The sequence below is a fragment of the Duganella sp. 3397 genome (genome assembly GCF_031456625.1).
In the GTDB taxonomy this organism is placed as follows: domain Bacteria; phylum Pseudomonadota; class Gammaproteobacteria; order Burkholderiales; family Burkholderiaceae_D; genus Rugamonas; species Rugamonas phyllosphaerae.
This window is the reverse complement of sequence record NZ_JAVDVB010000008.1, coordinates 130,654-156,395: the sequence shown is the minus strand read 5'-3', so window position 1 is coordinate 156,395 and position 25,742 is coordinate 130,654. Positions and strand designations below refer to the sequence as shown.

Below are 25,742 nucleotides of genomic sequence, written 5' to 3'. Positions count from 1 at the left end.
ACCATGGCTGATGATGCAGACTGGGCGGCCGACCTGGACCGTTACGGCATGCGCCGCCCCTTCCTCAAGGAACAATCGATCTGGGCGGTGTGGCTTTACCGCCGCGGACGCCGGCTCGACCGCCGTCCACCCGGCCTCGGGCGCAAGCTCGGGCTGGCCGTGTACTGGGGCTTGTTCCGCGTGATCGAAACGGTGACCGGCGTCAGCCTGCCCAAGAGCGCGACCATCGGCCCCGGCCTGCGGGTCTGGCACTTCGGAAATATTTTCGTGCACCCGGACACCGTGATCGGCGCCCGCTGCACACTGCGCCAGGGCGTTACCATCGGCAACCGCCACGCCGGCGGCCCCACCCCGGTGATCGGCGACGACGTCGAATTCGGCGCCTATGCGCAAGTGATCGGCGGCGTGCGCATAGGTAATAATGCGCGCATCGGCGCCATGTCGGTGGTGCTGTGCGACGTGCCCGACGGCGCCACTGCGGTCGGCGCCCCGGCGCGCATCATTGCCGCCCGGGAGGCTGCATGATTACCGTGCTCAGCATTATTCTTTGCGCCGTGCTGGCATTGCTGGCCGTACCCGTGCTGGTGCTGCTGGTGCAGTCGCTGCTGGCGGCCAAGCCGGCCGGGCCGGGCCCGGTCCTGGCCGGGCGCCGCCCACGGGTAGCGGTACTGGTGCCGGCCCATAACGAACAGGACGGCATCGGCGCCACCCTGGCCACCCTGCTGCCGCAGATGCTGGCCGGCGACCGCGTGCTGGTCGTCGCCGACAACTGCTCCGACAACACCGCCGGCGCCGCCCGCGCGGCCGGCGCCGAAGTGCGCGAGCGTCACCATGACGAACAGCGCGGCAAGGGCTATGCGCTCGACTTCGGCGTGCAATGCCTGGCCGAAGACCCGCCCGAAGTGATGCTCATCGTCGATGCCGACTGCCTGGTGGAACCGGGCGCCATCGACCGCCTGGCGCGCACCGCGCTGGCCAGCGGCCGGCCGGTGCAGGCGCTGTACCTGATGCGCTCACCACCGGGCAGCGGCCCGATGAAGAAGATCGCCGAATTTGCCTGGACCGTGAAAAACCTGGTGCGCCCGCTCGGCTTCCTGCGCCTGGGCATCCCTTGCCCGTTGATGGGCAGCGGCATGGCCTTCCCGTGGCCGGTGATCAGCACCGCCTCGCTGGCCAACGGCCACATCGTGGAAGACATGAAACTGGGCATGGACCTGACCCGCGCCGGCACGCCGCCACTGTTCTGTCCGTACGTGCTGGTCTCGAGCACCTTCCCCAGCAGCGACGCCGGTACCCAGAGCCAGCGCCGCCGCTGGGAACACGGCCACCTGAGCATGATCGTCTCGGCCGCGCCGCGCTTCCTGCTCGAAGGCCTGGCGCGCGGCCGCCTGGCCATGGTGGGCATGGCGCTCGACCTGATCGTGCCGCCGCTGGCGCTGCTGTCGCTGGCGGTGATCGCCGCGCTGGGCGCCAGCGGCCTGTTCGCACTGATTACCGGCGCGATGGCGCCGCTGCTGCTGGCGCTGTCGATCGCCGTGGCGATGGGCGTGGCGGTCTTGCTGGCCTGGTGGCGCTACGGCCGTCAGACCCTGAGCGCGGCCAACCTGGCCATGGCAGTACTGTATATTTTCTGGAAAGTGCCGGTGTATATCGGCTTCCTGGTCAATCGCCAGGTCGAATGGGTGCGCTCCAAGCGCGACAGCGAATAATTTTATCTACCAAGGAATACTCATGAAAGTTCTGGTTACCGGCGGCGCCGGCTATATCGGCTCGCACACCTGCGTCGAACTGCTGCAGGCCGGTCACGACATCGTCATCGTCGACGACCTTTCCAACAGCACGGTCGAGGTCATCGACCGCGTGACGACGCTGGCTGGCCGCGCGCCGATCTTCGTCGAGGCCGACATCCGCGACCGCGCCGCCATGGAGCAGGTGTTCGCCGCCCACGCGGTGGACGCGGTGATCCATTTCGCCGGCCTCAAGGCAGTCGGCGAATCGGTAGCGCAGCCGCTGCGCTACTACGACGTCAACGTCCACGGCAGCATCGTGCTGCTGGAAACCATGGCTCGCCACAACGTCAAAAAAATCATCTTCAGCTCGTCGGCCACGGTCTACGGTGACCCGGACACGGTGCCGATCCGCGAAGACTTCCCGCTGCGCACCACCAATCCTTACGGCGCCTCCAAGCTGATGGTGGAAAACATCATGCGCGACCACGCCAAGGCCGCGCCGGACTGGGGCATCGTTCTGCTGCGCTACTTCAACCCGGTGGGCGCCCACGAAAGCGGCCTGATCGGCGAAGATCCGCGCGGCATCCCGAACAACCTGATGCCGTTCATCGCCCAGGTGGCAGAAGGCCGCCGCGAGCGTCTGTCCGTGTTCGGCAACGACTACGCCACCACCGACGGCACCGGCATGCGCGACTACATCCACGTGGTGGACCTGGCGATCGGCCACGTCAAGGCCCTGAACAAGCTCGACGACAACCACGGCGTGCTGACCTACAACCTCGGCACCGGCGCCGCCAGCAGCGTGCTCGACATGGTGCGCGCCTTCGAACAGGCCTGCGGCAAGACCATTCCGTACAAGATCGAACCGCGCCGGGCCGGCGACATCGCCGTGTGCTATGCCGCCACCGACGTGGCCGAGCGCGAGCTGGGCTGGAAGGCCCAGCGCAACATCGAACAGATGTGCACCGACACCTGGCGCTACCAGAGCAGCCTGATCCGCTAAGTCGCAGGTTCCGCCCCAACAAAAAGGCCGCTCAATGCAGATTGAGCGGCCTTTTTGTTGGCATCGAGGCGTTGTAGTGCGTTACTCGTTACACCTTTTCGCCGAAATACTCGCGGCGCATCGACGACGAGATGAAACTCAGGCGGCGCAGGCGGCGCAGCAGCTCGATCGGACGTTTCACCAGCCACTTGGGGAAATATTGCGTCAACACGCTGGCCGACTTGCTGTGCGATCCGACGTGACCCACGCGGTAAACCGCGCCCACGAACGGCACCGGCGCCAGCGACTTGCCGTTCTTTTCCAGGAAGTCGCGGATGAAAATGTGGCTGCCCAACATGCGTTTGACATATTCGTCCGATGCTTGCTCGAAGCTCGCCGGCAGTTCGTACAAGTCAGCCCTGATCAGGTAGCACGTACCGCACAATTTCGAGAAGTCGGCAAAGCGGTAGACATAGTTGCTGCCATCACCCCACACATAACCTTCGCGGATGTACCAGCCGTTCGCCTGCGGGCTGGAGACCGCCAATGCCGCCAGCTTGTTGCTGATGAAATCGTCGTCATCGACCACCATCACGTGTTGCATTGCACCGGCGTGCAACATGCCCGCCAAAATCCGGCGCCCCTTGTCCAGCCTGACCGCTTCGTAAAAAGTTTCCTTGTCCACGCTGCCCTGCTCGTGCAGGGGATTGGCCTCGAAGTCGACCCACTTGACATCGAAGCCGGCAGGCAATACCGGCAGATCGGCGCCACGATTGGCGACGATGATCGCTTTCCAGTCAGCGCTTTCCTGCGCCGCAATCGACTTGACGGTCGCGGTGAGATTACTTTTGAGCTTGGCCCAATCACGCGCGTTGTCCTGGTGGCGGACGGGAATTACAAAGGTCAGTGCTTTTTTCATCTTGGTTTCACATCAGTCTGGGCGCTGCAAAAAGAATCGAATGGTTGACACGCGGGCGAACGCTTCACTGGCGCTGTCCGCGCTTGATCAGCACAGCCAGTTTGGCCGCTTCGGTATCGATCGAGTGGCGCTCGACCGCACGCTGGTGGGCGCGTTCGCCCATGGCGGCGATCTGGTCGAGCGGCGTGGCCAGCACGCGCTCGAGGCCGGCGGCGACCGCATCGACATCACCGGCCGGAATCAGCCAGCCGTTCTCGCCGTCGTGCACCAGTTCGGGAATGCCGGCCACGTAGGTGGTCAGCACCGGCCGCCGCAGCACCATCGACTCCATCACCACCACCGGCAGGCCTTCGGCAAAGCTCGGCAAGGCCAGCGCGCGCGATGCCAGGATTTCTGCGCGCACCTGGTCGCTGCTGATCCAGCCAGTGATGCGCACCACGTCCTGCAACTGGTGGCGCGCGATCAGGGTCTCGATCTCGCCGCGCATTTCGCCGTCGCCGGCCAGTACCAGTTCCACCGCCACGCCGCGCGCCACCAGTTGCGCCACCGCGCGTACCAGCAGCAACTGGCCCTTCTGTTCGCACAAGCGGCCCACGCACACCAGGCGCGGCGCGGCCGGCGGCGGCACCGCTGCGCCAGCGTGGAACGCCGGCTCCAGGCCGCAATGGACGATTTCAACTTTCGGCCAGTCGGTATACGGGATCCAGCGGAACAGCTGGCTGCGGCCGAAGCTGCTGATCGCCACCACGAACGCCGAACGGGCAATCTTTTCCTTGATATGCAAAAACTCGGGCTTGTCGAATTCTTCGGGCCCGTGCACGGTAAAACTGTAGGCCGGACCACCGAGCGCGCGCGCCAGCATGGCCACCTCGGCCGGGTTGGTGCCGAAGTGGGCGTGCAGGTGCCGCACGCCGGACGCACGCATCCAGCCCACCATGCGGCATGCTTCGGCCAGGTAGATCAGGTGCAGTTGCAGTGGCCGGTCGGCGCGGCGCGCCATGCGTACAGCCAGTTTGGCGGCGCCGAAGAACTGTCCGGGCGCACGCACCAGTTCGGAGAACATGGACTTGGCCAGGGCCAGCGCGCCGTCGCGCAGCAGGTACCGGGTTTTTTCGCGTTCGCGCAAATCTTCGGCATCGACCAGCTGGTCGGCCCAGCCGCGCAGCGCAAAGCGCTCGACCTCGAAGCCCTGGCGCTCCAGCGCCAGGATTTCACGACGGATGAAGCTGTGGCTGACTTTGGGGTACTGATTGATGAGGTAAGCTATTTTCATTAATTCTTCAATTTGACTTTAACGGGGGACATGCCGATGCCGGGCTTTCAGCCTCGGCCGGGGCTTCCGCTTCCACCAGCGGATCGACCGGCTCGCGCTGCGCCGCGTCGGGCGCCGCTTCGGCCACCACGTCGGCGGTAATGGCAACGGCGGGCGTGCGCGACCGGCTGCCGTCGAACCAGCCGTTGACGGTGTCGGCCCAGTGCTTGCCGCGCTTCATGAACCAGCTCTCGTAGTACCTGGTCGAAGCATAGGCCAGCAGGAACAGCACGGCAAAGAACAGCGGCCGCTTCAGGTATTTGACGATCACGTCGCCGCTGCCCAGCCAGGTAAAGGTGAGCATCGGATGAATCACGTACAGCGCATACGAAATGCCGGCCACGAACACCAGTACACGACTGTGCAGCCCCAGCACCATGGCTGCAGACGGCTGCATCAGCGTACCGCCCACCAGCAGCAGCGCGAAGTACGGACGCAGGAAATTGAGCCACTGGCCCTGCGGCATGCTGGAAAACAGCAGCAGCAAAGCAAGCAGCCACAGCGGCACCATGCGCAGGCAATCGCGCGCACGCGTGCCGAAACTGCCGTGAAACAGCAGGGCCAGCGTACAGCCGGCCAGAATTTCATCGATGCGGTAGTAGCTGATACTCGAGGCGATCACGCCATCCCATACGCGCAGGGCGGTAAACCCCAGTCCTATGAACGGCAGCAACAGCAGACCACGGCCGCGCAGCACCACCACCAGCAGCGCCACCCCCACGTAGAACTGCAGCTCCATGCACAAGCTCCACAAGTGCTCGGTCATGGGCACCAGGTCGTTGGGCATGGCCTGGTCCAGCGGCATGTTGGCGTAAAACAGCAAGTGGCTGGCCCACCGCGACAACGGCGCCAGCGACAGCAGCAGCGCGATGATCATGTACAACCAGGCCAGCGGCAATACCCGGCAAAAACGCTTGACCAGGAAGCCGCCGATGCGCTGATCACGGAGCAGGAACGACGTGATCAGGAAGCCGGACAGGATGAAGAAGATCACCATGCCGAACACTCCGGCGCTGTGGTTGAACAGAAAATGATGCGGCCCCAGCGGCAGCAAATGCGCAGCCAGCACCAGCAAAATACTCAAGCCCCGCCAGCCGTCGAGGACCGACAGATGGCCCCCGTGCGGCACGGCAGAGGCAGGCTCGGGCATTTGCATGTTCTTCATCAAAAGGTTCAGTAGCGTGGCTGAACGGCGGACTGGTACGGGGCCGTCATCGGCGGGGGCACCGTCGACGCGGTAACCTTGGACGGAGTCGCCGCCAGCACGCGCGCCAGCGCGCAACCGGCGCCGACCACGAACCACAGGTACCAGTTATATGACAGGTAATAGAACATATTGTCGCTGAACGAGCAGATCAGGAAACTCAGGATGATCAGGATCAGCGAGAACGCGGCCAGCTTGTCAAACTTCAGCAACCGCGCCAGTTGGCGGATCAGGCTGGCCGATTGCCAGAGGAAGGCCAGCAGCCCGATCACGCCCAATTCGAAAATCAGCTGCACGAACACGCTGTGGGCGCCGAACTTGGTCTTGCCCGCCAGCGGGAAGAAGATCGGCGAATACTCGGCAAAGGTTTGCAGTCCCAGTCCCCACACGTAATGGAGCGGCGACATCCAGGCGAACGCGCATTCCCACAGGTACACGCGCCAGGCGAACGAGTTCAGCGTGGCGTAGGTGGCCACTTCGTTGCCCTGCCCCAGGTCAAGCAGGCGGTCGCCGATACCGGGCACAAACAGCGCACCGACGCCGAGCAGCACCATGTACACCAGGAAGCGCCGCTCGAAGATCAGCGCATACAAGGCAAAGCCGATCGCCGTTGCCAGCCAGGCGCTGCGGGTCTTGGTGAGCAGCAGCATCAGCAACAGCAACAGCACGTAGGCGACCAGGCCCAGGCGCGCGGCACCGCTGGCGCCTGGGTCCATGGTTTTAAGCAGGTAAAACGCCACCACGATGATCACGGTCAGGTAGAACGCCAGCACGTTGGGGTGGGCAAACGTACTTTCCAGGCGGAAGCCGCCACCGAAGTGCAGCGCGATATCGACAAACGCGTACAGCACCGGAATGGCCGACGACCACACCACCAGCCGCAACATGCGGCGGAAATCGGCGCGGTCGGCCACGCACTGGTAGCCGCCCACGAACATGGCGAAATACGACAGCTGTTGCAGGAACAGGCGCACCGATTCGCCGGTGAATGGCGAATGCACCGCGCCCAGTGCCAGGATGACCAGGAACGGCGCCCAGGCCATATAGGCGCGGCCAGGCAGCACCTTGGGACGCTCGAACACCAGCAGCAGCGCAAGCAAGATCACGATGCCGTTGATCACGCCGCCGATGCCGACCATGTAGCCGCCCAGCGAAAAACGGGTGAACTCGAGCGCGTTGTCGCCGCCCGCGCGCAGCACGACGATCAGCAGCAGCGTGAGCTTGCGGTCGTAAATCACCAGCAGCCCGAAGACCATGGCCGCCGGCAAGGCCACCAGCTTGGACAGGCTGCCGTCCATCAGCTCCACCAGGATGGGCGTGGCCGCGCCAAGCAAGCCGGCCAGGCATACCGCCAGCACCACCATCACGTAGATGAGGCGGAACGGGTTCTTGATAAAATCGGGCGCCTTCAACGAGCGCCACGCAGGGCTTTTCAGCAACGCGGGCATAACATACCTATCTCAAATAATACTTCAGGCCAGCTGGGCCGATACACTCATGCGGCGTTTGCCGGGAAAGCGACGGATCAGCCAGGAACGCACCGCGTTCCATTCGCCGGTTTCCGGCGAGTTGGCGGCGCGAAAGCGGTTGTAGCGCCACAGCAGGCTCGCTTCGTGGCGGGTGGAAATGGTTTTGCGGTAGGTGAGCTCGCGTTCGAGTTCATCGGACGGGCCCAGGCCGCGCCGCAGCACGCTGGCCATGCGCTCGAATTCGGCATCGAAATTGCGCTGGCCCTCGACGTCCATCAGGATGCCGCCGTGGTTGCAGAACGGCGCCGGATCGAAATACGGCAACTGGTGGATGGTGCAGAACGCCCGCACCAGGAAACGCGATACATCGAGCGACACTTCCATCTGGTCCATGAATCGGGTGGCGCTGACGTTGTTGCCGTGCCAGCGGTAGCGGATCAGTTTTTCAGGCACGTTGGCGCAGCGGCCCTGGATCGCCAGCTGGCCGAACAGAAAATAGTCCTCGGCCAGCGACGGCACTTCCAGGCTGTGCTGCGGCGGCAGCACCTTGAGCATGTCGATGCCGTAGCGCACGCCCATGCGGCGCACTTCGTCGAAGCGCAGCATCGACGTCGGGTGCGCAATCGGGTTGCGGAACAGGCTGGCGGCGGCAACCCGGGCGGTGCCGATCGGCATGCTCATCTCGCCGATGTTGGCGCCGGATGCGTCGATCACGTCGGCCTGGCCACCGATGGCCACGCAATTTGGCTGGGCGGCAAACGCGGCCAGGCTGATGGCCATGCGGTCGGGGAAGCAGACATCGTCGGCGTCATGGCGCAACACGTAGTCGCAGTCGGCCAGGTCGAGGCCGCAATTGAGCAGGCCGGACAGGCCTTTTGCTTCAGGGAACGAATGCAGTTCGATGCGGGGATCGCGCTCGTGGTAGCGCTCCACCATCTCGCGGCTGCCGTCGGTGGAGCCGTGGTCGAGCACCAGCACGCGCCAGTCCTGGACGGTCTGCGCCTGGATGCTGTCGAGCGACTCCGCCAGGAAGTCGACGCCGTTTTTAACCGGCAACAATACGTCTATCTTTGCCACTGTGCAGCTCCTCTAAAACTTGCGCCGTTCCCCTCGCTGCCGACGCTGTCAGTTGTGAGCAAACACGCAAAAATAATATCATGCAAAAATTACAAAAACAATCAGGCCTGGGGCCGCTGCCAGCTGCTGACAGCCGCAGTCAGCCTCGATAAGGCGTGCGCAGGTGCAGCGCCTCGAGCGTGAGCCGTCCCAGCTTCTGGATGCTGTGGCGGACGAACGACACCAGGTTGGCGGCCGAGCCTTCGGCCTGCAGCGCCGACCAGTAATAGCCGAAACCGGTACGCGACTGGCCGCGGTTGAACATGCGGTGGCCGATGTCGTAACGCAGACCGACGATCTCGTGGCGCACGGCCGGCGCCAGCGCCGGCCGTTTGCCCACCAGCGGCGAGTCGAGCAATGCCACCAGCACGCGCTCGTGGCATTGCAGCGTCTCGACGAAATTATTGGTGAGGTTGGTCTCGTGCGAAGTCTTGTCCACCAGCACTTGCGACTGCAACAGGAACGGCCCCACGTCGGCGCAGCGCAGCCATAGGTCGTAATCCTCGGCCTGGCGGTAGCGCGGGTCGAACTGCCCGGCCCGCGCCAGCACCTCGCGGCGGATCACCACGTTCGAGCAGGTTCCGACAAAATTGGCCTTGACCAGCGCCTTGAGCGGATCGTTGATCACGGTATCGAATACGATGTCGGGGTCGCCCCGGAACTGGGCGAAATGGGCCACGGGACCGCCGATCGAATGGTCGATCACCGTGTAGTTACACGCTAGAAAACCCACCTCGGGATGGCGCTCGAGCAGCGCCAGTTGCACTGCCAGCTTGTCGGGCGACCACAAGTCATCCGCATCGAGGAAAGCGACCAGCTTGCCTTCGCTGGCGGCAATACCGACATTGCGCGCATTCGACACGCCGCCGTTGGGAATGCTGATGACGCGTATCGCATCGCCGAATTGGGCCAACTGGCCCAGCGTGTCGTCACGCGAACCGTCGTTGACCACGATCAGTTCGAAATCGCGGCAGGTCTGGGCGAGCACCGTCCTGACCGTATCGGCGATAAAGGCTGCGCCGTTATAGACAGGAATGACGACAGAAAAAGTCACGGACATCTAACACTCACCTCTCAATAAATTGGCGGATCCCGGCGCGGTGCACGGACTGTCCGTTCAGCGCACGACCAGCGCGTGACCGCGTGCATCCGACGCCGCCACCAGTTGCCGCAGGAAGTCCTGTTGCACGGCGTAAGCGGCCGGTGCTTCGGTGTCGTCGCGCACCAGCATCGAGGATCGCACCAGGATGCCGTCTGCCACCTTGCCACGCAGGCCGTCGCGGAAGATCTGCATGCGCATCGCAAAACCACCCTGCGGGTAGGCGTCGCTGATACGGGTCCAGTACGTGACCGCTTCGAGCCGGCCCTGGCCGGTGGCCAGCATGTGCTTGGCCGGCAGCGCCGCAGCGCCGGGCGTGACCACCATCGGCGCTGGCGACAGCGCCAGCACCTTGTAGCCTTGCGCCGGGTAGCAGATTTCAGGCAGGTGCAGCTTGACGTCCTGGCGCTGTTCCTTGGCGTAGGCCAGCGCCAGCATCACCTGCTGGCCCTGGCTGTTGACATAGGTCCGCATCAGCACGTCGTCGTACGGCTGCTCGAGGCTGCGGCCGCCGTCTTCGGCGGTGGACAGCTCGGCCTGGGTAACCACGCCTTGCAACTCGCGCCAGTCGCCGAAGCGGGTGGGCACGCTGGCAGCCAGATCGATGGTTTGCGGGTTGGGCGTGAACTTGGGCGTAAGTGCCCAGGCGCCGCCAACCGCCAGCAACATGCCGGCCAGCAGCAACACAGCCGGACGGGTGGCGACCTGGCCCAGCTGGGCCCAGGCGCCAGGCGCGAGCGACGGCAGTTGCAGACCGGCGCCTTCGTCGCTGGCGCCGCCACGGCGCACCATCCAGCTCAGTGCGCTATCGACGCCGATAATCAGCAGCAGCGCCGACAGGAACAGCACCAGGCCCGAGAAGCCATGCAGGAAACCCTGGCCGGCGGCATCGCCAAAATGGTACGTGATGAGCGACAGGAAAATGATGCGGATGGTGTTGGCGGCAAACGAGATCGGAATGATCAGCATGGCCAGCAGCACGTTGCGCACCAGCGAAGGATGGCGCACCAGGTTCATGTACAGCAGGCCCAGCGCTTCGAGCGTAAACAAGGAGTTCAGGCCGGCGCAGGCGTCGGCCACCAGCAGCTGGTAATGGCCGATGGTGAGAATCACGCCGCTGCGGGCGATCGGGTAATTCATCCAGTACAGCAGGTGTTCGGTGGCGGCCGACACGGCAATCTTCATCGGCAGCGTGACCACGTCGACGATGGACGCCGGCAGCGGGATCATGAACATCATGAAGAAGAACGCAAACCACATGCGGCTCCAGGTGCGCACGCCGAACAGTGCGATCATCAGGCCGGCCAGCACCAGGATCAGCGAACCGACTTCGAGCACGTGCACCTGTTGTGAACGGCCCAGCACGTAGCACAGCAGACCCAGCACGACCACCGGGTAGCCGATGGCCGGCATCGGATTGCGTTCGAACATCTTCTGCGAAATCAGCTGGCGCGTGCGGAAATACAGGAAACCGAAGGCCACGGTCATGACGATCGGACCGTGGGCGTTGCGGTCCGAGCTCCATGGCCCATGGAACAGGTCGATCAGGGTCGGCACATACAGCGCCGCCAGGCCGGCAAGCAGCACCAGCCACGGGGCGAGCGCTGCAGGCGAAGGCGAAGGTGTCGCCGTGGAGTTCAACGTGTGGGCCATGGCCATATCGGAATCAGAAATTATTGAGCACGGAACCAACCACGTGCACGCGCGCTTCGTTCAACGAGGTGATCAGCTCATGCACCTTGCCGACGTGGGTCACGTCCTGGCGCGCCACCACCACGGCGGCGCCGGTGCGGCCGGCCACCATCTGGGCGTCCGACGAATCGCTGCCGGCCGGGGTGTCGATCAGGATCACGTCGTACTGCCCTGCCAGCGTGCGCAGCAGCTGGCCCAGCGCCGGCCGGCCCAGCAGCTCGGACGGGTTCGGCGGCGGCGCGCCGGCGGTCAGCACCGACAGGTCGAGCAGTGCTGGCACGCGCTGCACCGCTTCGACACTGTTACGGCCCGACAGCACCGACGACAGGCCGACCCGGTTTTCCAGGCTGAAGATGGTGTGCTGGCTCGGATGGCGCATGTCGGCATCGATCAGCAGCGTGCGCTGGCCTTGCTGCGAGAACACCACGGCCAGGTTGGCGGCCAGGAAACTGCGGCCATCGCCGCGCTCGGCGCCGGTGATGGCCAGCGCGCGGCGTTCCTCGCCGGTGTCGAACCAGCGCCACATGAGCTGATTACGCAGCGCGCGCAACGATTCCACGCGCTCGGTGAACGGCTCGTAAGCGGCCACGACGGACTCGCTGATGTCGCTCTCGCCACGCAGCAGGTACGGGTAATCGTACTGGCGCGACAGCGCAAACTCGATGTCGGCCTCGGAAAGCACACCCAGCGCCAGCGCGGCGTCGCCAAAACGCACATTGCGTTCGACCTGGTGGCGCATTACGCGCTCGGCATCGGCCACCGACAGGCGGCCCATCTTGATCAGGATGGCGCCGATAGAACGGTCGGGCACGGCCGACGCCGGCGACTTGTCGCGCAGGTCCGGCACGATATACGGTTGAATGGGTGGATTCTGGTTCATGGAATTACTCCGTAATGATCTGGTGTCGGCGGTCACTGCTGCGGTTGCGGCAACAGTGCTGGCGGCGGGGTGTTCTTGCTGCGCTTGCCGATGCGCTGCTTGGCGATCGTGCCCAGCACCGGCAGGCCAAAGGCGTGCGACATATGCGCGGCCGAGCGTACGCGCTGGTCGAGCAACTCGAGCACCAGGACCGCGCCGGCGCCGAGGATGGTGCCGATCACGACGGCCAGCAGCAGGTTGACGATCAGGCGCGGCGACGTCGGGCTGCCCGGCACTTCGGCGGTGGACAGCACGGCGATATCGGACTGGCGCGCCTGGCCTTCGAGGTTGGTCTGGTTGTAGCGCTGCATGGCGCTTTCGTACGAGCGGCGGGCATTGTCCACTTCGTTGCTGAGCACGACGAATTCGTCGCGCGCGCCGTTCAGTTCCAGCACGCGGGCTTTTTGCGCCGACAGTGCCGAGCGCAGTTCGTTTTCACGCTGGCGGTAGATGTTGCTGCTGCTGGACACGCCGGACGAGGCGACGCGGATCTGTTCATCCAGGTTCGAGCGCAGCTTGTCCACTTCGGACTTCGCCGCGATGTATTGCGGGTGGCTCGAGGCCAGGCGCTGCGAGGTGTCGGCGAAACGCGCTTCGGCCGTGGCCAGCTGCGATTTCAGGCTCTGGATCAGGCTGTTGTTGAGCACGTCTGGCGAGGCGCCGGCATTGCCGCTGGCCTGGCGCGAACGCGATTCCGCTTCCATCAGCTGGCCCTGCGCCTGCACCAGCTGGCTCGACAGCTCGTTCAGGCGCGCGGTTTCCACGTCAACGCGGTTGTCGGCGCTGTAGATGTTGTTCTCTTTCTGGTATTTCGACAGGCGGCTCTGGGCCAGCTCGTATTGTTCGCGCAGCACCTTGATCTGGGTGTTGATGAAGCCCGACGCCTGCTGCGCCGGATCGGTCTTGAGCTGCACCGTGAAATCGAGGTAACCCTGGGCGAAGGCATTGGCGACCGCTGCCACGAACTGCGGATCGTTACCGCGGAAGTTAATGGTCAGCACGCTGCTGTCGCGGGCTGGCTCGACGTCCACCTTGGCCAGCAACAGGCCGGCCAGCCACTCCTTGATCGAACCCTGGCCGTTGCGCGCCTGGCGGAACTGTTCCTGCACCGCCGGGCTGTCGGCCAGGCGCAGGGTTTCCACGGCCTTGAGCGCCACGCTCTTGCTGCGGATGATGTCGGCCTGGGTGGCGACGTAGCCGGTCATCAACTGCACCGGCAGCGTGACGCCGGTGACCGGATCGACGCCCTTGGTATTGAGCACCAGCGAGGTGCTGGCCTTGTAGACCTTGGGCAGCATGGCAGTGATGGCCAGTGCGGCTGCGACCGTGACTGCCAGGATCACGAGGACGATCTTGTAGCGGGCGCGCAGGGCAAAAAACAAATGGGTGAAATTCATGGTGGTCTTTCTCAGTGAAGGTCAGGCGACATCGGCCTTAGAACAGGCTCTCGCGGACGTACAGCACGTCGTCGGGGCGCACCAGGTCATCGTATTTCGCTTCGATGATCTCGATCTTGCCGGCCGCGTCGCGACGCTTGATGCGCAGGCCACGCTCGGTGCCGCGCTGGGTGAGGCCGCCGCCGGTGGCCAGCGCCTGCAACACCGTCATCGAACGCTCGATGCGGAAGGTGCCAGGACGCTGCACTTCACCGTAGATATAGAAACGCGGTGCGCGCTCGATGTACACCACGTCGTTGCCGCTCAGCGTCAGGTTGGCCGGCTGGTCGCCGCTGAGGAACAGATCGGTCAGGTTGATCACCTGCTTGGTGGCCTTGCCGTCGGCGCTGCGCATCACCGTGACCTGGTCGCCGCCTTCGGCGCTGACGCCACCGGCCAGGGCCAGCACGTCGAGCAGGTTGCGGCTGGCGTCGAGCGGGAAGCGGCCCGGGCGGTTAACCTGGCCCAGTACCGACACTTGCTGGCTCTGTAGCGACGTCACCAGCATATTGACTTGCGGGTTTTTGACAAAATTGCCGGACACCAGGGCCGCAGCGATTTTTTTCTCGGCCGCAGCGGCCGACAGGCCCGCCACGCTCACCTGGCCGATCAGCGGGAACGTGATGGCGCCATTGGCGCTGACCCGGGTTTCCAGGTTCAGGTCGGGGTTGTTGTAGACGGAAATCTTGACCACGTCGCCGGTACCGAGTACCAGGTCGTTTTGCGGGGCGGCATTGGCCGTGCCCAGCACCAGCGCCAGCAGTGGCGTCATCATCCAGAGTGCGATTTTTTTCATCATATGCTCAATCGTAAGTTAGTGTTATCGGGAGGCCGCTACGGGGCCGTTACTTCAGGCCAGCCACGCCGCGCGCGTGGACGTCGGCTTCCTTGTCGGCTGCCGTGGCCGGCGCTGCCGGTGCGCCCGCAACCGGAGCGGCTGGCGCCGCGCCTGGCTCGTCGGCCTTGTTCTGGTACTCGATCTTGGTGGCCGCACGCAGGCGTGCCAGTTCGGCGGTGGCCGCTTCCTTGATGCGCGCATTGGTCAGGAACTGGGCGATCTGCGCTTCGGAGGCTTGCAGCGTGACCGGCGTATCCTTGATGTCAGCCACCGTCATCAGGGTGCTGCGGTCGCCTTCGCGGACGATGAACAGTTGCCCCTTGGGCAGGTTGACGATTTTTTCGCTCAAGGCCGGCGCCAGGTCGGCCGTGCTGCGGCTTATTTGCTGACGGGCAAACTTGATGTTGTTGCGCTCCATGAAGGCCGCCACGTCGTCAATCGACTTGGCGCTGTCGATTTCTTTTTTCAGGTTATCGGACAGGTCGCTGGTGGCCAGGTTGAGCTGGCGCAGCTCCATCGTCTTGCGCTGCGCAAACAGGGCCGGATTCTTGTCGAAATATTGGGCAATTTCATCGCGGGTAGGCTTGGCCGGCGTGCCCGTCTTGTTTTGCATGTAGGCTTGGGCGATGATCAGCGCCTTGGCGCGTTCGATGGACTGCACCACTTTCGGATCGCGATCGACTTTCTCTTCCATCGCCTGGTTAAGGACGATCTGGCGGTCCACCAGCGATTCGAGCACCTGCTTGCGCGCCTGCGCCTGCTGCGCGACCGGCACATTGACCCGTTGCAGCTCTTCGTTCAGCTGCAGCGCGGTGACTTCTTCCTTGCCGACCTTGACCAGCGCCTGGCCCGACTTGCTTTCGCCTTTGCCGCAAGCGACCAGCGCAACGGCCATGGTCACTGCCAGCGCTGCCGAACCGAGCTTGCGCTGGAGGTGGGTATTGCCAAATTTATTGTGTTTCAAGATAGTTCCTCATTGTTCTCGTTGGTGCCGTGCGCAGCGTGCCATCCACGTAATTCATTGCCATTTTCCCAATTCACGTGCACTAAAAGCAATTTCAAGACCGGATTATCACACAACTCTCTGCGGTGCAGCATATTTTCTTTGTAAAAATGTTATCGGTCCATGTGCGTGCTCAGTGAGCATTCTCGCGTTTCAGGACCACCAGCACGGTACGCACGATAATCCACATATCGAGCCACACCGACCAGTTGCGCAGGTAGTCGAGGTCGTACTGGATGCGGGCCTGCATCTTGTCCAGCGTATCGGTTTCGCCGCGCAAGCCGTTTACCTGGGCCCAGCCGGTGATGCCCGGCTTGGCCTTGTGGCGCAACATGTAACCCTTGATCAGCTTGCGGTACTGCTCGTTGTGCGCCACCGCGTGCGGTCGCGGTCCGACGATGCTCATGCGGCCTTGCAGCACGTTGATAAATTGCGGCAATTCGTCGAGCGACGTACGGCGCAGAAAACCGCCAATTTTGGTCAGGCGCTGGTCGCCCTTGGTGGCCTGGACCACCTTGGCGCCGTCTTCGGCCACCGTCATCGAGCGGAACTTGTAGACCAGGATTTCCTCGCCGTACAGCCCGTACCGGCGCTGGCGGAAGATCACCGGGCCCGGCGACGTCAGTTTCACGGCCGCAGCAATCGTCAGCATGATCGGCGTGAGCATGATCTGGATGATCAGCGCCAGCACGATGTCGCTGATGCGCTTGATCATGCTGTTAAACCCTGTGAACGGCGACTCGCGGATGCCGATCACCGGCATGCCACCCACGCTGGCGAAGCGCGCCTGCATCAGGTCGAAGATATAGATATCGGGCAGGAAATAAACCGAGGCCGTGGTGTCTTCCAGATCTTCCAGCAAAGACATGATGCGCGGCTGGGCAGAGATCGGCTGGCTGATCACGATCATCTTGATGTTGTGCTTGCGTACGTACACCGGGATATCGCTCATCTGCCCCAGCAGCGGATGTTCCATGTTGTGGGGACGGCGCTCCTGGGCACGGTCGTCGAAATAACCGTGCACAGCCATAACCGAACTTTCATGGCGATCGATGGTGGCGGCGAAGCGCACGCTGACGTCATTGGCGCCGATGATCACGACCGAGGTTTTCTGCCCCTCGAGCGGGGCGGCGCGCAGCCTGAACACGGCCAGGTGACCGAGCATCAGTACCAGCGGGGTGCCGACGCACCAGGCCAGCAAGACCTCGCGGTCGTAATGCACCAGCATGCCGCTGCTCACGCCGATCAGCGCCAGTACCGTCACCGACAGCAGCCAGCCCAGCACGATATCGCGCGCGACCTTGCTCAACTTGCCGGTGCGCCAGGTACTGTACGGATCGATGTACTTGTACAGCGACGACGAGACGAAGAACGCCAGCACCATCAGGATCAGCGAGTAGCCGTTGAAGCCATTACCCAGCACCAGGGTGCACAGGTACAACATGCCCATGATGACGAGCGGATCGACAACACGCTCGAAAAAGGAGACGAGAGGAATTTCGTTGACGTTCATGAGGCTTAGAAGGTCACGGTGGCGTTAAAAGCGGCACCTTTGGCGCGGAAACTGCTGGTCCTCGCAGCAATACTGCCATCGCGTTCGGTATGGAAGGCAGACAGCCCAAGACTGAGGTTGCGCAGCGGCTTGTAAGTGACGCCAAGGTTGGCTGTCTTGGTCGTGTCAGTCAGTCCGGTCAGGTTGAAGACGCCCTGCAATGGCTTGAAGTCGCGCTTCTCGTTCTTGTATGCGGCATTGACTTCGATTTTGGAGGTGGCGGTCCACTTGGCGTTGATACCTTGGCCAGTAGAAAGTGCCGTATTGACGAATACGCCCTCGGCGGCGCCAAACTCGCGCCAGGCCATGCCCGTCAATTGCACCGAGGAGAACTTGTTCCAGTTCACGATCAGGCGGCCATTGGTGCCCGAAGCGTTGCGCAGGCTCGACGAATTGACCTCGCGCCGCGCCCAGCCGCCCACGAAGATCACCTGCGAAATGCCGGTAGCGTTCCACACGACATTGAGCTTGACCTCATCCTGGGTAAAACCATTATCGATGAACACGCCGTTGTTGAGCGCCTGCGTCGGATACTTACCCTTGATCTGGCGCGCCAGCAGGCCGACCGTGCTCTCGCTCGGGGCCAGGTAGTCGAACCCGGTTTCCACGGTTTTTTCGGTGCGGTTGTTGAACTGCTGCGACGGCAGGTCGAAATCGAAATCCTCGGACGTGTAGCCGGCGCGCAGTTGCCACGACGGATGCAGGCGCCAGGCAACGTTGCCGTACTGCTTATTCTGCACCCGCAGGTTGCGCGCGGCCACCTGGAAGTCGGCAAACGAGGCCAGCGACTGGCTGTAGGTGGCGCCGATATGGCCGCTCAGGGTTTGCGCAAGACGCCAGTCGAGGTCGAGCGCGGCATCCTTGCCGGTGTAGTCGAGCTCACCAAAGCGGTTGAACGTGACCTTGGTGGCGCGGATGTTGCCGGTCAGGCGCTGGCGGCTGATCGGTCGGTTGATGCCGACGCCAACCACCGCCGAGCGGTAGGTATCGGAGGCACCGTCGCTGCCGACCACGGACAGGTCGCGGCGCAGCAGGTTATCGTCGTACGACACGATGGCAGACGCGAACGGCGTCAGTGTATCGCTGATCTGGGCCTGGGCGTGGGGGGCATACAGGCTGCCTATAACCAGTGGTAATACAAGCAGTTTCCCGGCGCCGGGGACGCGGCGCATCACCACGCGTTCACCCTGCACAGGACAACGAGGGACATGGATAGTTGCAGGTAACTCAACATTTTTTTGCTCTTATTCGAAATGGACAGGCGGCGCGCCACCAACATATTGCACTGCGTCAATAAATATAATCGACGTTCAATAGCTGTTGCCAGATGCTAGCACCAACCATGGTAAAACGGCCACACGGGAGAACTTCTTACCATGCGCAAACCATCTTACCGGCCCCGGGGCCTGGACCAGTAACATTATGATCACAAAGCGCACCAAAAAATTATATTGCATGCAATCATCTCTGTCTATATCGCATTGCAGCATTTTTTGGCGGCCCACCTGTCTCGAGCAAAAACGTCGGGTTAGCTGCGCTGGCGCGCCTCGATCTGCTCCCACTTTTCCAGCGCCGCCAGCAACTCTTCCTCGATCTCGGCCACGCGCGTGTTCACACGCTTGGCTTCGCTGGCGTTCTTCTTGTAGAAATCGGCATCGCTCAGCTGCAGGTTCAGCGCGGTTTGCTCGTCTTCCAGCGCGGCGATCAGCTTGGGCAGTTCGTCGAGCTCGCGTTGTTCCTTGAAGCTGAGCTTTTTGGTCTTGGCGGCCGGGGCGGTGGCAACTGCTTCGACCTTGGCTGGCGCCGGACGGGCGGCAGGCTGCTTGGCGATGGTGTCGCGCACGCGCTCCCAGTCGGTATAGCCGCCGACGAATTCGCGCCAGTGGCCCTCCCCTTCGGCCACGATCACCTGGGTGACCACGTTGTCGAGGAAGGTACGGTCGTGGCTGACCAGGAAGACGGTGCCCGTGTACTCTTCCAGCAACTCTTCAAGCAATTCCAGGGTGTCGATATCGAGATCGTTGGTCGGTTCATCGAGCACCAGGCAGTTGGCAGGCTTGGCGAACAGGCGCGCCAGCAGCAAACGGTTGCGCTCGCCACCTGACAGCGTCTTGACCGGCGAACGCGCACGCTCGGGCGAGAACAGGAAATCGTTCAAATAGCTCATCGAGTGCTTGCGCTGACCGTTTACTTCCACCCAGTCGCTGCCCGGCGAAATGGTTTCGATCAGGCTTGCTTCTTCATTGAGCTGGGTACGCATCTGGTCGAAGTACGCCACTTGCAGCTTGGTGCCCAGCTTGGCGGAGCCGCTGTCGGGCGCCAGTTCGCCGAGGATCATCTTGAGCAAGGTGGTCTTGCCGGCGCCGTTGGCGCCGATCAGGCCGACCTTGTCGCCGCGCAGGATGGTGCCGGTGAAGTCGTTGATGATGACGCGGTCGCCAAAGCGCTTGCTGACGTTTTCCAGTTCGGCCACGATCTTGCCCGAGCGTTCGCTCGAGCCCACTTCGAGCTTGACCTGGCCCTGCTGGTCGCGGCGCACGCTGCGCTGCATGCGCAAGGCCTCGAGGCGGCGCACGCGGCCTTCGTCGCGCACCCGGCGCGCCTTGACGCCCTTGCGGATCCAGACTTCTTCCTGCGCCAGGAATTTATCGAACTTGGCGTTTTCCACCTCTTCGTTTTCCAGTTGCTCGGCCTTGCGCACCTGGTAGGTCGTGAAATTGCCCGGATACGACAGCAGGCGCCCACGGTCGAGTTCGATAATCCGGGTGGAGACATTATCGAGGAACGAGCGGTCGTGGGTAATGAACAACACGCTGCCACGGAAGTCGCGCAGCAGGCCCTCGAGCCAGACGATGGAGCTGAAGTCGAGGTGGTTGGTCGGTTCGTCGAGCAGCAGCACGTCGGGCGCCGAGACCAGCGCGCGCGCCAGCGCCACGCGCTTCTGCATCCCGCCCGAGAGCGTCTTCATCAGCATGTCGCCGGTCAGATTCAGTTTGTCGAGCACGGTTTCCACCTTGTTCGACAGGCTCCACGCATCGGCGGCGTCGAGCTTGACCTGGATGTCGTGCATGCGTTCCATGACGGCGTCGTCATTACCCTGGCCGAACTGGCCGGTCAGCGCATCGTATTCCTTGAGCAAGCCTGGCAACTCGCCCATGCCGGACGCCACGGCGTCGTGCACGGTCATTTCCGGATCAAACACCGGCTCCTGCTCGACGTACGCGATTTGCAGATTTTGTTGCATTACCAGCAAGCCGTCATCCAGCTTGAAGCGGCCGGAGATAATTTTGAGCAAGGAGGACTTGCCGGTGCCGTTGCGGCCGATCAGGCCGACGCGCTCGCCGGTTTCCAGCGAAAACTCGGCGTGGTCGAGCAAGGCAACGTGGCCGAAGGCCAGTTGGGCCGAAGAAAGGGAAATGACTGCCATAGTGATATTAGAGGTGTAGAAGCGTGAGGATGCCGGGAAGGCAAAACGCCGGCGTTGCGCGCGGCGCAGCGCCGGGAAATGATCGAAGTGCGTATTGTACCGATAGCTGCGGACCGGGGCGAATTATCGTCGGCCCGGCCAGCTTAACGGTATTTGAAACACATGCGCAGGAAGACCAGGATGTCCCAGGTGTAGCGGCGCAGCAGGCGGCGCGGCTCCAGGCTCAGGCGGAACAACCATTCGAGCCGCAGGCGCTGCATCAGGCGTGGCGCGCGCGGCTTGTCGCCGGCCCAGAAATCGAACAGCGCCCCCACGCCCATCCAGATTCCGCCCTCGAGCGCGGTGCGGTGCTCGAGGATCCAGCGCTCCTGGATCGGATTGCCCATTGCCACCAGCACCACGTCGGCGCCGCTCGCATGGATGCGCCGGTCGATATCGGCGGCCGTGCGCAGCCCGTCGTAACCGTCGCAACTGCCCACCACCTGCTGACCCAGCCGCTGTTGCACGTGGGCCACGGCGCGCGCCAGGATCTCCGGCTTGCCGCCCACCATGAACACCTTGAGCGGACGCGCACTGCGGGCAAACAGCAGCGGCGTGAAGTCGGTGCCGTTGAGATTGTCCGCGAAGCGCTTGCCGTGCAACAGCTTGGCGGCGATGTCGAGCCCAATGCCATCGTTGACCAGCAACATGCCGGGGTCATTGACGTGATCGAGCAGGAAGCGGCACTTGACCACCAGGTTGGTGTTGGCGTAGAACAGCACCGTCTGTTCGCCGCGCGCCAGCCGGCCCAGCAGGCGTTCGGCCAGCGCGTCGCCCGTGGTGCTCAGCACGGGAAACTGGCTGATCGACAAAATCTCGGCGCGTGCTTCCATGGTCAACCTGCCGAGCGTACGAGCGGTGCGGCGGCGCGCAGGTCGGCCTTGAGCAGCTCGACTTTTTCCAGCATGCGGCTGTGCGCGCGTTCTATGTTGGCGTCGCCGCTCAGCTGCGGCTCAATCCGGCTGAGCTTGAGCAGGCTCTCGGCCGCGCCTTGCGCAAAACGCTTGGGCACCAGCCGCAGGAAGCGGCGGTTGGCGCGGATGCGCACCACCAGCGCCTCGTTGGGGCCGGCTTTTTTCATCAGCGCCTCCACCATGCTGGACGCCGCCAGCGGTTGCGGCCGCAGGTCGAGGTCGAGCGCCGAGGCCCAGTCGAACCACTTCATGTGATGGCGCTGCTGGATCGGCTCCACCGCCACGAACGGCACCCGCAGCGCATCGGCCACGATGGCGCCGTGCATCGCTTCGGTGATCAGCAGCTCGGAACTCAAAATGTCCTGCAGGGTATGGTCGACGGTGGCGGTCGGGTCGATGTAATGGACGCCGGCCAGCTGGCACGCCAGGCGCCAGTTGCCATCGTAGGTGCTCTCGAAGTGCGGCATGAACGACACCTTGTGCACCTTGGCGGGGCGCTCGGTGATGCACGAGCGCAGCAGGATGGCCGAGTCGCCCAGCGCCATCGACGGGTCGAGCTTGCACTCACGCGCGGTTTGCAGGCCGCGCACGAAATAGAATTTCCACTTGTCGTCGATCACCGGCAGTGGCGTGTAACCGCCATAACCGGCGCCAAACACGATCTTGTTGGCCTGTTTGGGATGCGAATCGAAAATGATCGAACCGATGCCGAGGAACATCTCGTTCGGATTGTCGTCCCAGACGCCCGGCAGCAGCTTCGGCCACATCCATGGATTCAGGTCATCACCAAAGTTCGGCTTGTCGCCCCGGTAGTAATAGAGTTTCATTGTGTTTAGTCGAAAGAAATGGTTAAGACAAATTAGGAGGCTTTGGTACGAGAAATGACGTTTTTAACGATACTCAACAACTCGTCGGCAGCGGTGCGGTACAGCAGCATGACCAGGGTGATGAAGGTTGCCACCACCACCAGGCCGCCAGCGATCAGACGCAGAAGCAAATTCCAGTCCATCACCACGTAGTGGCGCACCGCATACCCGGCCGCCGCCGACAACAGCGCCAGACTGACCGGGCGCAGCAATTGCAGCGCGTAGAACCGGAACTTCATGTGCAGGGCCTTGCACACCTGGTACACCACCCAGCCCCACAACACGTATGCGCGGATGACGATGGCGGCGGCAATGACTTCGATGCTCTGCCCGGCCACCATGCTCAGCACGATGATATTGGCCACTACCTGCATCACCTGGTAGCGGGTCCATACGCCCGGCTTCCACATGCTGCGCAGCAGCCCGCCCTGCAGGATGCCGATGGTCTGGATAATCCCCAGCAGCAGGAACCAGCGGTACACCGGCACGGCCTGCTCCCATTTCGGGCCGAACAGCAACGGCACGAAATCGTCGGCGGTCACCCACAGCGCAGCGATCAGCGGCAACACCATCATCGTCACCAGCCGCACCGCTTTCAGGAACGCCGCCTGCAAGCGCTGGCGGTCGTCCTGCATCTGCGAAAACGCCGGCAGCGAGACGTTGGACGTGGCGCCAACGAGCACCTCGATGATCACATCGTTGAGACGCTTGCCGAAACCATACAGGCCCAGGTCGGCCAGGGTAAGGCGCGACGCGATGAAGAAACGGTCAACGGTCTGTCCCAGCGCTTCCATCAATTGCCACATGATCACGTGCGGCGAATAGCCTTTGAGCAGCAGCAGGTCGGCGCGGTGCCAGCGCAGCGCATAGCGTTGCTTGCCGGTGTACAGCAAGGCGACCGCACTCAGCAGCGACGTGACCAGCTGCGAAATCACCAGCGACAGCATGCCGAAACCGAGGAACAGCAGCGACACGTTAACCACGGTGGAAGCGACGTTGGCCATGATCGACACCCGCGCCAGAAAGCGGAAATCGAGCTGGCGCACGCGCAGCGCATTGGGCACCGACATGGCCGTATCGATCAGCAGCTTGAGCGCCAGCACCACGATACACATGCCCACACCCGGAGTTTCGCCACCGCGTTCGAGGTACAACGCCACCCCGAGCATCACCGCGCACAGCACGGCCCCGACCATCACGCTGAAGGTGAACACGGAGTTGATCAGGCTGTTGGTCAGTTCCTTGGCCTGGACTACCGGTTCCTTGTAGGCATTCATTGCCAGCCACTGGGTGCCAGTCAGCACCATCATGGCCAATAAAAAACTACCGTATTCGTTGGGCGACACGAAGCGGCCCACGACTGCAAAATTAATCAACGACATCACGGCAGTAGTACCCTGCCCGACAATCGCCCAGATCGCGCTGCGACCTACCTGTCTGCTAAAACTCATATGAATGGTGACCGCTGAATGTTGCTGTGCAAAAAAAATATTGCTGAAGAGATCTAAAACATGCCTGCCGTGTCCACTGCACTGGCTTATCATCTTTCCGAATCATAACACCATGACAATACCGCACGACATTTTACTCTAGCGTCCCGTGACACGTCGGCTATAATGCCGTCGCGTCCTCCCCGTAGCACAATGGATAGTGCACATGCCTCCTAAGCGTGGGATACTGGTTCGATTCCAGTCGGGGGGACCACCTTCCGCACCCGCCTCGCCCTCGCTCCCCCTCCGCAACATCTCTCCCCGCATAAAACCAGGTTCACATGATGGCTTATTTTGCAATGCAATATATTTTTATTGGCAAAAATTTCGACCAAAAGTCGTGAAACTGGCGCGCACGATTGGACGACCTTTGAGATTTCTCTTAAGCTAAGTATGGACTTTTTGATACGTATCTAGGAGGAAACATGTCAGGCGAGGCAATCGCTTACCAGGGATCCGGCAGCCGACTTGCCTTTATCGACATCGCCAAAGGGCTGGGCATCATCCTGATCGTGCTCGGGCATAACCCGGCTTTTTTATTCCGCTTTCCCGATGTCGCCGATTTCCTGATGGCCTTCCGGTTACCGTTTTTCTTCTTCATGGCGGGTGTGACATTTTCGGCCCAGACCAAGACGCTCAAGCAGGTAGCGCTCCAGCGCGCCGATGCCTGGCTCAAGCCGGTCATGGTGGTCGTGGTCATTTCCGGCCTGCTGCACGCGGTGTTTGGCGAACGCTCGCCGCAAACCATCTTGCTTGGCCTGATCTACCCCGCCGGCTTCACGCTCAATCCGGTGCCGCTCTGGTTCCTGGCGCACCTGTGGCTGCTGTACGTCTTCAGCACCCTGCTGCTGCGCGCGGACAAGCTGTTGCTCGACAGTCCGCTCAAGCGCGTGGTGTTACTGATTGCCCTGGCCGCTGGCGGCTACTACGTGATGGACGCGTTCGTCGATGCGTCGGTGGTTCCGGCGTGCCGCAACCAGTCCGAGTTCAGCGCCTCGCTGCTTGCCTGCGGCCTGCCGTTCAGTGCGGACCTGCTGTTGATGACCAGCTTTTACTTTTTACTTGGGAATTTTCTGGCGGCAAGTGTCAAGCAATTCCGGGTTCACCTGGCCTGGGCGCTGGTGGCGCTGGTTGCGATGGCGATATTCCAGTTCGGGTTCAGCTACACCATCGATTTCAACCTGCGCCACTACGACACCCCGGTGGCAACCACGCTGCAGGCACTATGCGGCATCTACCTGATGCTGTGCGTGTGCACCTTGCTGTGCCGGATCGAGCCCGCTGCCCGAATATTGCGGTACTTCGGCGCCGCCAGCCTCTTCATCCTGCTGTTCCACGTCAGTATTTTGCACACGATTTTGCCTCTGTTGCAGCGCGATATCCATTCGAGCGTCATCATCGTCGCGCTGTCGGTACCATTGGCGCTGTGCTTGCCGGCCCTGATGTGGGAATTGTGCAAGCGCAGCAAGGTGCTGTCAGCAATAATGCTGCCACGTAAGTGGCAGCGCACTGTTGGACAGAACGCGCAGCAGCATGACCCGGCGGCAGCGGCGGCGGCTACCGCACCTGTACAGAAATCATAAACATTGCAATTATTTCTACACACCTATACCATAATGCAACTAGTATCACGCCAGCCTCTGCTGATGCCTCCCTGAATAACCATGGTAAAACAAATGAATCGTCAGCCTGACAGTCACCAAGTTCAATTTTTGTCGATAAAGAATAAGAGCCT

General features: G+C 62.5%; 21 protein-coding genes and 1 tRNA gene. 5 read left to right on the top strand and 17 right to left on the bottom strand.

Features of this window, described 5'->3' with window-relative positions:
* Positions 1-3 precede the first annotated feature (3 nt).
* From J2X54_RS22965 to galE, 3 genes are read left to right on the top strand one after another with little or no spacing between them, the layout of a single operon-like run.
* Positions 4-525, top strand: a complete 522-nt coding sequence (locus J2X54_RS22965) for a serine acetyltransferase (protein WP_056139087.1) — start codon at positions 4-6, stop codon at positions 523-525.
* Positions 522-1,709 carry a glycosyltransferase family 2 protein gene (locus J2X54_RS22960; RefSeq protein WP_310184143.1) on the top strand — a complete coding sequence of 396 codons (1,188 nt, stop codon included), beginning with the start codon at positions 522-524 and terminating at the stop codon, positions 1,707-1,709. Before J2X54_RS22965 ends, J2X54_RS22960 begins: the two co-directional genes overlap by 4 nt.
* 22 nt (positions 1,710-1,731) lie before the next feature.
* Positions 1,732-2,733 carry a UDP-glucose 4-epimerase GalE gene (gene galE / locus J2X54_RS22955; protein WP_070247164.1) on the top strand — a complete coding sequence of 334 codons (1,002 nt, stop codon included), beginning with the start codon at positions 1,732-1,734 and terminating at the stop codon, positions 2,731-2,733.
* 88 nt (positions 2,734-2,821) lie between these two features.
* On the opposite strand, the gene J2X54_RS22950 is transcribed toward galE, so the two are convergent.
* The 17 genes from J2X54_RS22950 to J2X54_RS22870 form a co-directional block, all read right to left on the bottom strand.
* Positions 2,822-3,631 (bottom strand): galactosyl transferase, encoded by an 810-nt coding sequence (locus J2X54_RS22950; protein ID WP_070247163.1) that lies wholly within the window; start codon positions 3,629-3,631, stop codon positions 2,822-2,824.
* Between the two features lie 64 nt (positions 3,632-3,695).
* Positions 3,696-4,904 carry a glycosyltransferase family 4 protein gene (locus J2X54_RS22945; RefSeq protein ID WP_310184142.1) on the bottom strand — a complete coding sequence of 403 codons (1,209 nt, stop codon included), beginning with the start codon at positions 4,902-4,904 and terminating at the stop codon, positions 3,696-3,698.
* A gap of 7 nt (positions 4,905-4,911) precedes the next feature.
* Complete coding sequence (locus tag J2X54_RS22940) at positions 4,912-6,108, bottom strand: acyltransferase (RefSeq protein WP_229255269.1); 1,197 nt, start codon at positions 6,106-6,108, stop codon at positions 4,912-4,914.
* Between the two features lie 8 nt (positions 6,109-6,116).
* The gene (locus tag J2X54_RS22935) at positions 6,117-7,595 is read right to left on the bottom strand and encodes an O-antigen ligase family protein (protein ID WP_310184139.1); all 1,479 of its coding nucleotides are present in this window, start codon (positions 7,593-7,595) and stop codon (positions 6,117-6,119) included.
* Between the two features lie 24 nt (positions 7,596-7,619).
* Complete coding sequence (locus J2X54_RS22930) at positions 7,620-8,693, bottom strand: glycosyltransferase (RefSeq protein ID WP_310184137.1); 1,074 nt, start codon at positions 8,691-8,693, stop codon at positions 7,620-7,622.
* 139 nt (positions 8,694-8,832) lie between these two features.
* Positions 8,833-9,792 carry a glycosyltransferase gene (locus J2X54_RS22925; RefSeq protein ID WP_310184135.1) on the bottom strand — a complete coding sequence of 320 codons (960 nt, stop codon included), beginning with the start codon at positions 9,790-9,792 and terminating at the stop codon, positions 8,833-8,835.
* A 57-nt stretch (positions 9,793-9,849) separates the two neighbouring features.
* Positions 9,850-11,484, bottom strand: a complete 1,635-nt coding sequence (gene xrtB / locus J2X54_RS22920) for an exosortase B (protein ID WP_167359042.1) — start codon at positions 11,482-11,484, stop codon at positions 9,850-9,852.
* A gap of 13 nt (positions 11,485-11,497) precedes the next feature.
* Positions 11,498-12,403, bottom strand: coding sequence for a chain length determinant protein tyrosine kinase EpsG (gene epsG / locus J2X54_RS22915; protein ID WP_141749450.1), 906 nt, complete (start codon positions 12,401-12,403; stop codon positions 11,498-11,500).
* A gap of 32 nt (positions 12,404-12,435) precedes the next feature.
* Complete coding sequence (gene epsF / locus J2X54_RS22910; RefSeq protein ID WP_070247157.1) at positions 12,436-13,839, bottom strand: chain length determinant protein EpsF; 1,404 nt, start codon at positions 13,837-13,839, stop codon at positions 12,436-12,438.
* A 37-nt stretch (positions 13,840-13,876) separates the two neighbouring features.
* On the bottom strand, positions 13,877-14,674 hold the full coding sequence (gene epsE, locus J2X54_RS22905; protein WP_070247156.1) for a polysaccharide export protein EpsE: 798 nt from the start codon (positions 14,672-14,674) through the stop codon (positions 13,877-13,879).
* Positions 14,675-14,723: 49 nt separating this feature from the next.
* The gene (locus tag J2X54_RS22900) at positions 14,724-15,680 is read right to left on the bottom strand and encodes an EpsD family peptidyl-prolyl cis-trans isomerase (RefSeq protein ID WP_070247155.1); all 957 of its coding nucleotides are present in this window, start codon (positions 15,678-15,680) and stop codon (positions 14,724-14,726) included.
* Positions 15,681-15,852: 172 nt separating this feature from the next.
* Positions 15,853-17,232 carry an undecaprenyl-phosphate glucose phosphotransferase gene (locus tag J2X54_RS22895; protein ID WP_310184134.1) on the bottom strand — a complete coding sequence of 460 codons (1,380 nt, stop codon included), beginning with the start codon at positions 17,230-17,232 and terminating at the stop codon, positions 15,853-15,855.
* A gap of 5 nt (positions 17,233-17,237) precedes the next feature.
* Positions 17,238-18,443 (bottom strand): XrtB/PEP-CTERM-associated polysaccharide biosynthesis outer membrane protein EpsL, encoded by a 1,206-nt coding sequence (gene epsL / locus J2X54_RS22890; protein WP_070247196.1) that lies wholly within the window; start codon positions 18,441-18,443, stop codon positions 17,238-17,240.
* A 356-nt stretch (positions 18,444-18,799) separates the two neighbouring features.
* Positions 18,800-20,698, bottom strand: coding sequence for an ATP-binding cassette domain-containing protein (locus J2X54_RS22885; protein WP_070247153.1), 1,899 nt, complete (start codon positions 20,696-20,698; stop codon positions 18,800-18,802).
* A gap of 143 nt (positions 20,699-20,841) precedes the next feature.
* The gene (locus tag J2X54_RS22880; protein WP_310184133.1) at positions 20,842-21,570 is read right to left on the bottom strand and encodes a WecB/TagA/CpsF family glycosyltransferase; all 729 of its coding nucleotides are present in this window, start codon (positions 21,568-21,570) and stop codon (positions 20,842-20,844) included.
* A gap of 2 nt (positions 21,571-21,572) precedes the next feature.
* On the bottom strand, positions 21,573-22,478 hold the full coding sequence (locus tag J2X54_RS22875) for a polysaccharide pyruvyl transferase family protein (protein WP_310184132.1): 906 nt from the start codon (positions 22,476-22,478) through the stop codon (positions 21,573-21,575).
* Between the two features lie 32 nt (positions 22,479-22,510).
* Positions 22,511-23,968 carry an oligosaccharide flippase family protein gene (locus tag J2X54_RS22870; RefSeq protein ID WP_310184131.1) on the bottom strand — a complete coding sequence of 486 codons (1,458 nt, stop codon included), beginning with the start codon at positions 23,966-23,968 and terminating at the stop codon, positions 22,511-22,513.
* Between the two features lie 178 nt (positions 23,969-24,146).
* Here J2X54_RS22870 and J2X54_RS22865 point away from each other — a divergent pair.
* Both J2X54_RS22865 and J2X54_RS22860 read left to right on the top strand, forming a co-directional pair.
* Positions 24,147-24,221 (top strand) — tRNA-Arg (locus J2X54_RS22865).
* A 211-nt stretch (positions 24,222-24,432) separates the two neighbouring features.
* Complete coding sequence (locus J2X54_RS22860; RefSeq protein ID WP_310184130.1) at positions 24,433-25,590, top strand: acyltransferase family protein; 1,158 nt, start codon at positions 24,433-24,435, stop codon at positions 25,588-25,590.
* The last annotated feature ends 152 nt before the right edge of the window (positions 25,591-25,742 follow it).